This window comes from Prolinoborus fasciculus, assembly GCF_056724605.1.
Window position 1 is genome coordinate 14,690 of sequence record NZ_JBWZQN010000017.1, and the last position, 13,195, is coordinate 27,884.

Here is a 13,195-nt window from a genome sequence, read left to right on the forward strand (position 1 = left end):
TTTAAAAAAAGTCCTCAATCGAGGGCTTTTTTATTTTGCTTAAGTTTAGGTCAGGGCAATGCCTTCCAGACTGTCCAGATCCATCACATATTCATGAATCTGATCAAAGGCTTCATCTTCTACACTTGGATAGAACCAGCGCGCCACCTGCTCGGCCACCAGCGGATGATACTGAATTTCAAAATGGTTCAGGCCATAGAAAATCGCCTTGTTTGCATCTGGGACTTTGAGCTGAAAGCGCGGATTGGGATGCTCGCCCAAAGCACTTTCAATACTGACCAGATAATCGCCAATCACATGCAAGGTCTTGTTCTTGCGGTTTTCAAACTCGATGGTGCCGGCGACCAGATAGGTATCGATATGAGATGGAATCGGGGCAGGTTTACGGTGATCGTCCATAAAGCCGATCCGAAGCGGATTATGCTCCCAGTCATCATCTCGGACGCTACCATGGCGTAAATCCAGAATACCGTTACTGCGAATATTGACCAGATGGCCAAGCAACCGGATCAATGGAAAATGTCCGAGTTTGTCCTGCAAGCTAAAACCAAAACGTTCCAGTACCGCACCATGATGCGGTGAACCCAGACAGACTAGATTTTCCACCATATTGACCCAGCTATAGACATTCTGCTTGCCATAAAACAGCGCACTACGAGAGACCAGACCACCCATGCTATGCCCGATCAGGTCAATACTGATAATTCTCGGATTGCGAGCAATCAGATCCTGTAAGGTATTCGCCAGACTTCGACCATTGGCAGAAATCCGGCGTCCAGTATTGTAATTCAGATAGAGCATGGTATTGCGGTCACGCTGCGCCAGTAATTTTGCCCCAATGCCCTCATATTTGCGATTTGACCAGTCTAAATGGTTCATGCATAAGCCATGTACAAACAAAGTAATACGACCGCTTAGCTCACCTTTTTGCAGCGAGCCATAATGGTCATAGATCACCATCGGCAAGGCCAGAGGATTCTGATATTTCAGCAGATAATCCCCGATAATGCCATTTAAGACACTGACCAGGAAATGCAAGGAAGGTGTCAGCGGTTTATTATGCAGTTTAGGAAAGCGTTCAATAATCTGGCGCAAAGCAGGGGCAATCAGGGTATTGCCGTAATGAAACAGCATGTCATAAGACATTTGATAGAGCCGCACGATTGAAGGAATATTCTGAATTTTTTCTGAATTATTTTCACTTAAACCAAAAATACTCATTAAGATTTCGCGTTGAATACTCTTGATCAGCTCCTGAACCACATCGTTAAAGCGCATCGTCACCAGCTGCGCCAGACCTTCCAGTACATCGGCCTGACTCGGCGGGGTTCGGTCCCATCGACAATAGGTTTCATGTAACGGTGTCAAACTTGGCATCTGATCCTGTCCTTTCAATGAGCCGCATGTGGTGCCATCTTTCTTTTTAAAGAACTTCGCGGTATAAATTCTTTTTCTTGTTGAGTTTCCTGATTTTGAGGGTCTCAGCTTAAAATAACGAGAATGAGAGAAGATTTTGAGCTTTTTTGTCAGACAATTTAAGCAATTAACTGGTCTTATAACGTAGTGTACTTCACATTATTTAAATTAAATTTTGATGATTGATGGGTTTTTTGTTGGTAGTTCATGAATATCATTTATTTGCATGGTTTTAAAAGTAATTCGAACTCGATCAAGGGGAAATTGCTGCAACATTACTGTGCAAAGTATCCTGAAATTCAGGTACATTTACCCGATTTAAACATGTCACCGAACGCTGCCATTGTACATGTTTCTGGCCTGATTGAATCGATGCATGATGTGGCGTTATTGGGCAGCAGTCTCGGCGGATTTTATGCGACACATCTGGTCGCACAGCATGCTGTGCCTGCTGTACTGATCAATCCGGCAATGCGACCATGGCAACTGTTTCGTGAACTGTTTGACGAGCAACTGCCTTATCAGGTACATCCCAACTGGTGTCTGGATGAGGCAGATTTGATACAACTGCAACAATTGGCCCTGCCTGTTGCACAAGATGCAGACAAAATACTGGTTCTGCTGCAACAAGGCGATGAAGTTTTGGATTATCGTGAAGCACATCGTTATTATAGTGCTGCGCATCCCCCTGCAATGCTGATGACTGAAGCGCATGGCAGTCACGGGATAGATGATTTTGCGGAGAAAATTCCGTTCGTCTTACAGTTTTTATTGGACTGCATAAAAAAGGAAACCGAATAACGTGTCTCAATATACGGCTCAATCTCTTGAAGTTTTATCTGGTCTGGATCCGGTACGTCGTCGTCCGGGCATGTACACCGATACTTCTCGTCCCAACCATTTGGCACAGGAAGTGATTGATAATGCTGTCGATGAGGCACTGGCAGGACATGCCAACAAGATTACCGTCACGGTCTATAAAGATGGTTCTTTGTCAGTTGAAGACAATGGCCGTGGTATGCCGGTGGATATTCACCCGGAATATGGCCAGAGCGGTATTGAAATTATCATGACCAAACTGCATGCCGGCGGTAAGTTCAGTACCGATAATTACCAGTTTTCCGGTGGCTTGCATGGCGTCGGGATTTCAGTGGTCAATGCGCTTTCGACCCGGGTAGAAGTTGAAGTTCAGCGTCAGGGTAACCTGTATAAAATGGCCTTTGAAAATGGTGAACCGGTGGCACCGCTTGAAGTGCTGGCAGGTAAAGCACCGAAACGTGCCTCTGGGACGATGGTGCAGTTCTGGCCGGAAGCCAAGTATTTTGATTCACCAAAATTTGCCTTAAAAGCTTTAAAACATAATCTCAAAGCCAAAGCCGTGTTGGCCGCAGGTCTTGAGATCAATTATATTGATCAGATCAATGATGAAAAGATCACCTGGCAGTTTGAAAATGGTCTGGTCGACTATTTGATGGATGAGCTGGAAGACCGTGAAATTATTCCGGCACCGGCTTTTGTCGCAACAGGGGATGCGGAACGTGCCAGCGCAGAATTTGCCATTTGCTGGAACGTTGAAGGCGGTGAAAGTGTTCAGGAGTCTTATGTCAACCTGATTCCGACCGCACAGGGCGGCACCCATGTGAATGGTCTGCGTTCAGGCGTGACTGATGCGATGCGCGAGTTCTGTGAACTGCGGAATTTGCTGCCACGGAATATGAAACTCTCTGCCGAAGATGTCTGGGACGGCGTCAACTATATCCTGTCATTGAAATTTCAGGAACCACAATTCTCGGGTCAGACTAAAGAACGTCTGTCGAGCCGTGAAGCAGCAGGGATTGTGCAGAATATTGCCAAAGATGCCTTTGCATTATGGTTGAACCAGAATTCTGACATCGCCATGCAACTGGCAGAAATGGCCATTTCCAAAGCCGGTCGCCGTCTCAAAGCAGCGAAAAAAGTAGAACGTAAGAAAATTGTCGCGGGTCCAACCTTGCCGGGGAAACTGTCGGACTGTGTAGGCCATGATCTGGATCAGTCAGAACTGTTTATTGTGGAAGGGGATTCTGCGGGTGGTTCGGCCAAGCAGGCGCGTGATAAGAACTTCCAGGCGATTATGCCAATTCGTGGAAAAATCCTGAATACTTGGGAAGTCTCTTCTGACGAAGTTCTAGCATCGCAGGAAGTACACAATATTGCGATTGCCATTGGCGTTGATCCGGGTTCGGATGACTTGTCTGAACTGCGTTATGGCAAGGTCTGTATCCTGGCGGATGCCGACTCGGATGGTTTGCATATCGCGACTTTGCTGTGTGCCTTGTTTGTAAAGCATTTTCCTACACTGGTCGAGGAAGGGCATTTATTTGTAGCGATGCCGCCATTGTTCCGAATCGATGACAACAAAGATGTGCACTATGCTCTGGATGAAGACGAGCTGAATAGCATTCTGAAAAAATGTAAAACCAAGAATCCGCAAATTACCCGATTCAAGGGACTGGGTGAGATGAATGCCAGCCAGTTGCGTGAAACCACCCTTGATCCAAACACGCGGCGTCTGGTGCAACTAGATTTAGATGATGCTCATCATACTGCAAGTTTACTGGATAAATTGCTGGCAAAAAAACGTGCCAGTGACCGCAAAGACTGGTTAGAGCAAAAAGGTAATCTGGCAGATCTGGTGGTTTAAACTACCGATTTTAAGCAATCAAAAAATCCCGCCAGAGCGGGATTTTTTATGAATAAAGATTAGACATCGCATAAAGAACAGTTAACGCCGCGGCAATTATGTAAAACCGAGCTGCGTGCGCTATTTTTATTGGTACCGGGTCCTTCTACCAGAGGCCCTGCAAGTTTTTCTGCGCCTGAACCCGGACGCCATTTGCTTTTCATATTGATTTTTTGATGACCGGTGATCATCGGTTTAGCTAAAGTCTGCTGTTGGCAATAATTACATTCAATCGTATCGGTTGAGATACGGGCAATTGGAACCCGTTGTTCAAAAATTCCCTCGCAATGCTCACAGCGGAAATCATATAACGGCATTTCTGTACTCCTGTCGCATGAAGGCCTCAAATTAAAAAGACGGGTAGCCGAAGGCTTTAGGTTGGATGACTACCCGTTGTGAAGCTAAAACAACAATAAATTGTAAAACTAGCGTTTATGCCCCCAGAATTTGTCATCGTTCAGTGCACCCTGAGGAAGGATGTTCTGCTCGAAGATTGAAGTTGGCAGAGATACGGTACATGCACAATTTGGAATATCCACGATGCCACCGATACGGCCTTCAACTGGTGCGGCAGTCAGCAACATGTATGCCTGTGAGCCAGTAAAGCCAAAGTTTTCAAGGTATTTAATCGCTTTTAAACACGCCTGACGATACGCTACAGTGGCATCCAGATAATGGTTAACGCCATCTTCAACGCTGATGCCTTCAAAGGTCAGCCACTGGTCATAAGCCGGACGGACATTACTTGGCACAAAGATTGGAGAATCAATATTATATTTCTCCATACCACCTTTGATCAGGTCGAAGCCGACACGGGTAACACCGTCCATTTCGATCGCGCCACAGAAACCGATTTCACCGTCTCCTTGAGAGAAGTGCAGATCGCCCATCGAGAAACCGGCACCTTTTTGATAAACAGGGAAATAGATACGGCTACCTGCTGCCAGGTCTTTAATGTCCGTATTTCCGCCATGTTCACGTGGTGGAACAGTGCGCGCAGCTTCTGCTGCCATACGGTCGAATTCGGCACCTGTTACGCCACGCAAAACGGCAGTACGCGGATCAGGTGGGTTGGCTTGGCCTTTAGGCACCAGTAGTGCCTCACGACGGTTCCACTCTTTTAGCAGGTCATGTGAGGGTAAGGTTCCCATCAGGCCTGGGTGTTTGAGGCCGGCAATACGAACGCCCGGAATATGACGTGAAGTTGCAAATAAACCTTTTAAGTCCCAGATGGCTTTATCAGCTTCAGGGAAATAGTCAGCCAGGAAGCCACCACCATTTTCCTTGGCAAATACACCAGAGAAACCGACATCTGAAATTGGCTGGATGTCGAGCAGGTCAATTACCAGTAAGTCACCTGGTTCAGCACCTTCTACATAGAAAGGACCGGTTAATGGGTGGGCACGGGTCAGGTCGACATTTTTGACATCAGAAATGTCATCGGTATCTTTAATCTGCGCATCCAGGAAATCCAGACTTTCAATCAGGATTTCTTCACCCGGTTTTACCGAAGTCAGAAATGGCAAATCCGGATGCCAGCGGTTATGTCCAATTTCCGCCTGTTCTGCCAGCGGAACCCCCGGTTTAATTTTAATATGTTGCATGTTTTATCCCCTGTGTTGAGGTCGAATAAAGCTAGTTTTTGATGTTATTGCCCGTGTCATCCATGATGAACAGCGGATCTTCGATCACGCTTTCAACAGGAACTGACTGAACCTGGATCGTTTTGCCGTCATAATCAATGATGATCTGACTAGCTTCTGGATGCTGAATAAAAAATCTAGCGAGTTGTGGCTCAACCAAAACCCGAAAGCGGCGACTCAAGCCTCGTGCACCGAAGCGAACATCGTGTCCGGTAGACAGAAACTGGGTGGCAGCGGGTGTAAGTTCAACCGTACGGCTCTGCTTACGGAGTCGCTGATTCAGTTTCTCGATTTCCAGACTGACCAGTGTTGGCGCCAAATCAGCTTCAACCGCTTCATACTGCAGAATACGTTCAATACGATTCAAAAATTCAGGATCAAACTTCTTGTACAGAGCGCGTTCGGTAATCTGGCTGTCATCCAGTTTGGCCAGTCGGGCCAGTTTTTGAATAGGCTTTGGAAGCTTGGCCAGCTGTCTTAAGCGTGCCTGAGCATCTTTGGCGCCGACGTTACTGGTCATAAAGATCATGCAGTTTTTGAAATCCAATACTTTGGTACCCGCGGTCAGCTTTAAGGTTCCGGTTTCCAGAACGTTGAGCAGACCCCGAATGACTTCGGTACTGGCTTTTTCAATTTCATCAAACAGCACAATACCTGGCTTGGAAAAACTGCCCTGAATATGGGCTTCATCAAACAGGGTATTGCCTTCTTTAGAGCCGACATAGCCTGGAGGGGCACCTGTCAGTGCTGCAGCATAATGTTCCTGTGCCAGTGTGTTCATGTCGATCCGGCAGAATGCATCGGGCTTGCCATGGATTGCCTCAGCAATCAGCCGAACCGTTTCGGTTTTCCCCACACCCGTCGGTCCTAGCATCAATGTGACTGCCAGTGGCCGGGTAGGGGCATTAAAATCTGCCTTGACGGTTAAGAGCATGTTTTCAATTTCATCCAGTGCGGCACGCTGCCCAATGATATGACCACGGACATGCTGCATGACTTTTTCAGGATCAAAGCTAAAGCGAGAGGTACGTGCAATACGTTCTTTGCTCTGCATCTCATAACGCTGTTTGGCCAGGGTTTCCTGATTGGCACTGATGCGGTCGCTGGCAAATGTCATATCGAATACCTCCTCTCAGACCAAACTTAAGATGCTTCTTTTTCTAGGCCTTCATGTGGCAAATTGCCGATTGGGCATTCCGCAACACCGATGGTAGAGCGGGTAATTTTTTCCACGTTCTCTTGCGCTTTTTGAGCATCCAGAACCCAGGTTTTGTAGAAGTCGAATGGACAGTCCGCAACGCCTTTATCGCCGTCACCATTGTTATAGACACCGGTATAGCCGCGGTGCAGCAATTTAAATAAATGGTTTTGTGACTGGTCGTATTTACGTGCATCACGAATTTCATGCAGTGACAATTGTGCGTATTGGATGCCGTTTTCTTCCGTACCACATTCACCCAAGGTACGGCCGTCGAAGCCGACTACTGCTGAGTGACCGAAGTAAGTGTAAACGCCGTCAAAACCGGTACAGTTGGCAACAGCAACGTAAACGTTATTTGCCCATGCCATGCATTTCGCCATGTTGATCTGCTGATCTGCTGCCGGGTACATATAGCCTTGGCAACGCACCACCAGTTCAGCGCCTTTCATGGCACAGTCACGCCAGATTTCTGGATAGTTACCGTCATCACAGATGATCAGTGACATCTTGATGCCCTTCGGTCCTTCAGTCACATAGGTGGTATCACCTGGGCACCAGCCTTCAATCGGGCACCATGGGATAATCTTGCGGTATTTCTGAACGATTTCGCCCTTGTTATTAATCAGGATCAAAGTGTTATAAGGCACCTTGTTTGGATGTTCCTCATGTTGTTCACCGGTAATCGAGAACACGCCCCAGACGTTGGCTTCAATACAGGCTTGTGAGAAAATCGCGGTTTCATCGCCTGGAATGGTGGCAGCGGTTGCCATCATCTCGTCATGGTCGTACATAATGCCCATGGTGCTGTATTCGGGAAAAACAATCAGGTCCATACCCGGAATACCCTGTTTGATTCCTTTCAACATTTCAGCAATTTTTTTTGCGTTCTTAAGCACTTCCGCTTTAGTGTGCAAACGAGGAATTTTGTAGTTTACAACTGCCACACCTACTGTATCTGGGCTGCTTGAGATATCACCGTGACGCATTCAAATTTCTCCAACTCTTTTATCGATTCAACTTTATGATTCGAGTGTCGCGTGAAATGCGTTACAGCAAAATACGTTGAATTGCGTATATGGAGGGGGGAGACTGAAAAGAGTTTTTAAATGTGAATAATCAAATAAAATATTAAAATCAGCTGCCGATTAATTAAGTGAAATAGAAATTAAAAATCCCCCGACGAATCGGGGGAGGTGGAGAAAAATTACAGCCAGATTAAACAGACAGATATTTACTGATGGTGGTCTCATCAACATTTTCACGGACATTTTCATAAGCAAAGCGACCTTTGTCGATCACCAGGAAGCGATCGGCCATCGCCATGGTGAAACTCAGCACCTGTTCAGAGACCACAATGGTCAGGTCACGCTGGTCACGAATTTCTTTCAGAGTTCTGGCAATGTCCTTGATAATAGAGGGCTGAATCCCTTCCGTCGGTTCATCCAGCAGAAGTACTTTAGGATTAGTCGCTAAGGCACGGGCAATTGCTAATTGCTGTTGTTGCCCACCCGATAAGTTTCCACCTTTACGTTTGCGCATATCCCAAAGTACAGGAAACAGCTCATACAGGTCATCCGGTACTTTGCCGTGCGCAGAAGCCGGTAAACCGGTCTGGATATTTTCCAGTACGGACATGGTGGAGAAAATCATCCGGCCCTGCGGCACATAAGCCACACCATTTTCTACGCGCTGGTAAGGATCCAGTTTTTCCAGATTTTTGCCATCCAGCTTGATTTCACCTTTGGTATTTTTAATATCACCAATCAGGGTTTTGAACAGGGTGGTTTTACCCATGCCGTTACGGCCCATGATCGCTACAATTTCCTTCGGTTGGATCTTCAGTTCCAGGTCGTGAATCACCTGACTTTGTTTATATCCTGAACACAAAGCATTAATTTCTAATAATCCGCTCATGGTGGCCTCCTTAGTGTCCCAGATAAACTTCAATCACTTTTGGATCATTTTGCACATCGTCCATTTTGCCTGCTGCCAGAATTTTGCCCTGGTGCAGTACCGTGACTTTGTCAGCAATGGTTTTGACGAATTCCATGTCATGTTCAATCACCAGCACAGAACGTCCTTTGCTGATTTCCCGTAACAGTTGCGCCGTCTGCTCACGTTCCGAGACACTCATCCCTGCGACAGGTTCATCCAGCATGAGCAGCTCTGGGTCTTGCATCAATAACATGCCAATTTCCAGCCACTGCTTCTGGCCATGAGAGAGCAGACCAGCGGAGGTATCCAGCAGGTCAGTCAGGAAAATCTTGCCAGCAACTTCACGAATACGCTCATCGACATCTTTAGTGCGTCTGAAGAACAGCGCACCAAAGACATTACGGCCACGCGGGAAGGACATTTCCAGGTTGTCATAGACCGACAGATTTTCATAAATATTCGGGTTCTGGAATTTACGCCCAACCCCTTTACGGACAATGTCGAACTCTTTCAGTTTGGTCAGTTCAATATCATTGAACTTAATGGTGCCTGAAGTCGCTTTGGTCTTGCCGCAGATCAGATCCAGCACTGTGGTCTTGCCGGCTCCATTGGGGCCGATCACCACATGGACTTCGTTTTTATCCAGATAGAAGTTGAGATCACTGACTGCCTTGAAACCGTCGAAGGACACGGTGAGATCTTCAATGACCAGTACCGGTTTACTCATTTCTACGCCAACTTTGTTCATTTCACACCTCCTTCCACAATTGGATCGATCGTTTTATCCGGATCACTACTTGGCGGTGGCGAAGTGCTGTCGATCGGTTTCTTTTTCAGGAACAATGGACGGACATATTTTTCATACAGACCCGCTAAGCCATTAGGTAAGAACATGACCACACCGATGAACAATGCACCGAGGAAGTACAACCATACTTCAGGGAAGGCTTCAGAGAAGTAAGTTTTACCCAGATTCACCAGTACTGCACCATACACTGCACCAATCAGCGACAGACGACCACCGACTGCAGCCAGAATGACCATTTCAATCGAAGGTACGATGCCGATAATCGTTGGTGACATGAAGCCGACTTGCAGGGTAAACATCGCACCACCAATAGATGACACCACAGCTGCGAAACAGAAAATGAATACTTTGTACATGGCCACGTCATAGCCAGAGAAACGTACACGTTCTTCTTTGTCACGCATCGCAGAAAGTAGACGACCGAGTTTAGAACTAAGGACAAAACGGCTGATCATGATTACTGCAATGAGTAGCAGGGCATTGATGTAGTACAGGACATATTTGGCTTCATCGGTACGGATATCCCAGCCATGTAAGGTTTTCAGGTCTGTAATCCCGTTAATGCCGCCAGTGAAACCTTGTTGACCAATAATCAGAATGGTCAGGATCGCTACAATGGCTTGCATGATGATCGAGAAGTACACATCACCGACACGACGGGTAAACATCGCGAAACCGATGATGAAGGCAAGCAAGATTGGAATGATGATGATGGCAAACAAAGTAAACCCGAAGCTATGGAAAGGTTCCCAAAAGCCTGGCAAGCTGGTGATCTGGTTCCAGTCCATAAAGTCTGGAATTCCTGGCGTGGTTTGCGCTGCTGTAGATTGCATGTCTGAAGCTTCAAGTTTCAGGAACATGGCCATGCAGTAGCCACCAATGCCAAAGAAAATCCCTTGACCTAAACTTAAGATACCACCGTGTCCCCAGCACAGAACCAGGCCGATTGCGACAAAAGCAAAAGTCAGATATTTACCCATCAGATTCAGACGGAAAATATCCAGGAACATTGGCATGACCAGCAGGATCAGTACAGCAAGAATCACCAGACCAATCGCACCTTCTTTACCGCCTAAAAAGGCATTCATTAGATTTTTCATAATATCTCTCCTGAATCCCCTATTTACGTACTTTGATTGAGAAGAGACCCTGAGGACGCAGCATCAGGATAATAATGACTGTAGCCAGTGTCAGGACTTTAGCGACAGAACCAGAAAGGAAGAATTCCAGAATAGATTGTGCTTGCGCGATACTGAATGCGGAGGCAACGGTGCCAAGCAAGCTTGCAGCACCGCCGAAGACCACGACTAAGAAGGTATCAACGATATACAGCGAACCTGCTGTAGGACCAGTAGAACCGATGGTTGTGAAAGCTGCACCGGCAATACCTGCAAGCCCACAACCCAAGGCAAAGGTTAAGCTGTCAACACGTTTGGTATTGATCCCGACAGCACCACTCATAAAGCGGTTCTGGTTGGTTGCACGAAGTTGTAAACCCCAGCGTGAACGGTAAATCAGAAAGTAGACAAATGCAGTGACACAGAGGGTAACGCCCACCAGGAACAGACCATTGATAGGAATATCGATGGCTTCCGTCGGTTGATAAGAACCCATTAACCAGTCAGGTAAAGTCGGGCTGACTTCCTTAGGTCCGAAAATAGAACGGAACAACTGCTGCATGATGAGGCTCAAGCCCCATGTTGCAAGAAGTGTATCGAGTGGCCGTTGATAGAGCCGGCTGATCATGAGTCGTTCCACCATGTAACCGATAATGCCTGCTGTGAGGAAGGCTGCAATGATTGCAATCAGGAAATAGTAAGGTAGGAGTTGAGGGAAAAAACTTTCAGTCAGTGTGGAAATGAAAAATGTCGTATATGCACCAATGGTCAGAAACTCACCATGTGCCATGTTAATTACGCCCATTTGCCCAAAGATAATTGCAAGGCCGAGCGCCATCAATAACAGCACACAGAACACAGAGAGACCATTAAAGCCTTGCATGGCAAATATTGCACCGAATTCTGCAAATGATAGATCCATCGCATCATCCTCCAAGCTTTAAAAAATTGTGTGGAATAAAAAGATCAGGAGAATGGCTTCCCCTGATCATGTGGCTGTTAACTCAGTAACCTTTAGGGAATGGGTTTGGTTTGATTAGACCTTTAGACTCGTAAACAACCTTGAACTGACCATTTGGTTGCACTTGACCAATACGTGATTTGCTCCATAAATGGTGGTTCGGGTCAATTTTCACGTAGCCTTCAGGCGCAGTTTTCATTTCTAGGCCTTTAGATGCTGCAGTCACTTTCGCGACATCGAAGCTACCGGCTTTTTCAACTGCGGCTTTCCATAACCATGGACCTAGGTAAGCGGCTTGTGTTACGTCACCTACCACCGCTTTAGGGCCATATTTCGCTTTAAAGGCTTTTACGAATGCAGCATTATTGGGGTTATTCAGGCTTTGGAAATATTTCATTGAAGAGTAGAAGCCCTTCATGTTTTCGCCGCCAATCCCCAGCAATTCATCTTCAGTCACTGAAAGGGTAAGCAGTGTCTGTTTGTCGCCTGTTACGCCCGCAGCTTTCATTTGTTTGTAGAAGGATACGTTTGAGCCGCCCACGACTGCTGCAAAGATGGCATCTGGTTTACGCAGTTTGGTTTTGTTGATGAGAGAGCCGAATTGAGTGTGGCCCAGAGGATAGTATTCTTCACCAACCACTTTACCTTTCAGTACTTTTTCGATGTGGGTACGGGCAATTTTCATGGTGGTACGCGGCCAGATGTAGTCAGAACCAATCAGATAGAAGGTTTTGGCTTTTTTCTCTTTTGCCAGCCAGTTCAGTGCTTCAAGTACCTGTTGAGTTGCTTCCTGACCGGTGTAGATTACGTTTTTAGATTGTTCTAAGCCTTCATAGAAGGTTGGGTAATAAAGTAGAGAGTTGTTGCGTTCAATAATTGGCAATACGGCTTTACGAGAGGCTGAAGTCCAGCAGCCGAAAATTGCAGCAACACGGTCTTTTTCAGACAATTTACGTGCTTTTTCTGCAAAGGTTGGCCAGTCAGAAGCACCATCTTCCTGAATAATTTTGATTTGTCGACCGAGAACACCGCCCTGTTTATTGATCTGTTCAATGGCCAGACGTTCTGCCTGAATCGAACCGGTTTCAGAAATTGCCATGGTGCCGGTTGCTGAGTGCAACTGACCCACATACACAAACTTGTCATCGACTTTAAGTTTGGTGGTATTGACCTTTGCTGTTGCAGGAACGCTGGCATTGGTCAGTGCGGGCGCCAGCAGGAATGGAACAGCAAGTAAACCTGCCAGTAATCCAGATGTCTTTACTTTTGATTTCAAGCTCATGTCGGGTTCCCCTATAGAATTAGATATGCTGATGCGCTTAATCATTGGTTTGCGCTTGGTATGGAACTAAGCCTAAGGGGAGTTAAAAAATGAGCATATACGTCACTTT

At 46.5% G+C, this 13,195-nt stretch carries 12 protein-coding genes; 2 read left to right on the plus strand and 10 right to left on the minus strand.

All coding sequences use genetic code 11. The features are described 5' to 3' along the window. Positions 1-45: 45 nt before the first annotated feature. Positions 46-1,377, minus strand: coding sequence for a PGAP1-like alpha/beta domain-containing protein (locus tag AC1P5O_RS05920; RefSeq protein WP_348942091.1), 1,332 nt, complete (start codon positions 1,375-1,377; stop codon positions 46-48). Positions 1,378-1,623: 246 nt separating this feature from the next. On the opposite strand from AC1P5O_RS05920, the gene AC1P5O_RS05925 reads away from it, so the two are divergent. Next, positions 1,624-2,217, plus strand: a complete 594-nt coding sequence (locus tag AC1P5O_RS05925) for a YqiA/YcfP family alpha/beta fold hydrolase (RefSeq protein ID WP_004729106.1) — start codon at positions 1,624-1,626, stop codon at positions 2,215-2,217. Between the two features lies 1 nt (position 2,218). Next, entirely contained in the window at positions 2,219-4,099 is a 1,881-nt protein-coding gene (gene parE, locus AC1P5O_RS05930) for a DNA topoisomerase IV subunit B (RefSeq protein WP_138742629.1), read from the plus strand. Positions 4,100-4,158: 59 nt separating this feature from the next. Here the strand turns inward: parE and AC1P5O_RS05935 are convergent, their stop codons facing one another. The 9 genes from AC1P5O_RS05935 to urtA form a co-directional block, all read right to left on the minus strand. Further along, complete coding sequence (locus tag AC1P5O_RS05935; protein WP_044108806.1) at positions 4,159-4,455, minus strand: FmdB family zinc ribbon protein; 297 nt, start codon at positions 4,453-4,455, stop codon at positions 4,159-4,161. A gap of 108 nt (positions 4,456-4,563) precedes the next feature. Next, the gene (gene fmdA, locus AC1P5O_RS05940; protein WP_001163819.1) at positions 4,564-5,742 is read right to left on the minus strand and encodes a formamidase; all 1,179 of its coding nucleotides are present in this window, start codon (positions 5,740-5,742) and stop codon (positions 4,564-4,566) included. A gap of 31 nt (positions 5,743-5,773) precedes the next feature. Continuing rightward, positions 5,774-6,898: an AAA family ATPase gene (locus tag AC1P5O_RS05945; RefSeq protein ID WP_044108807.1), complete on the minus strand. Its 1,125-nt coding sequence runs from the start codon at positions 6,896-6,898 to the stop codon at positions 5,774-5,776. A 26-nt stretch (positions 6,899-6,924) separates the two neighbouring features. Further along, positions 6,925-7,968 (minus strand): aliphatic amidase, encoded by a 1,044-nt coding sequence (locus AC1P5O_RS05950; RefSeq protein WP_004777704.1) that lies wholly within the window; start codon positions 7,966-7,968, stop codon positions 6,925-6,927. A gap of 229 nt (positions 7,969-8,197) precedes the next feature. Next, complete coding sequence (gene urtE, locus AC1P5O_RS05955) at positions 8,198-8,896, minus strand: urea ABC transporter ATP-binding subunit UrtE (protein ID WP_004756673.1); 699 nt, start codon at positions 8,894-8,896, stop codon at positions 8,198-8,200. 10 nt (positions 8,897-8,906) lie between these two features. Then, entirely contained in the window at positions 8,907-9,665 is a 759-nt protein-coding gene (urtD, locus tag AC1P5O_RS05960) for an urea ABC transporter ATP-binding protein UrtD (RefSeq protein WP_044108808.1), read from the minus strand. Further along, on the minus strand, positions 9,662-10,825 hold the full coding sequence (urtC, locus tag AC1P5O_RS05965) for an urea ABC transporter permease subunit UrtC (RefSeq protein WP_004813838.1): 1,164 nt from the start codon (positions 10,823-10,825) through the stop codon (positions 9,662-9,664). Before urtC ends, urtD begins: the two co-directional genes overlap by 4 nt. Positions 10,826-10,844: 19 nt before the next feature. After that, entirely contained in the window at positions 10,845-11,765 is a 921-nt protein-coding gene (gene urtB, locus AC1P5O_RS05970; protein ID WP_000365952.1) for an urea ABC transporter permease subunit UrtB, read from the minus strand. Positions 11,766-11,847: 82 nt separating this feature from the next. Next, a complete protein-coding gene (gene urtA, locus AC1P5O_RS05975) occupies positions 11,848-13,086 on the minus strand; it encodes an urea ABC transporter substrate-binding protein (protein ID WP_004813834.1) in 1,239 nt (412 codons plus the stop codon). Positions 13,087-13,195: the final 109 nt, after the last annotated feature.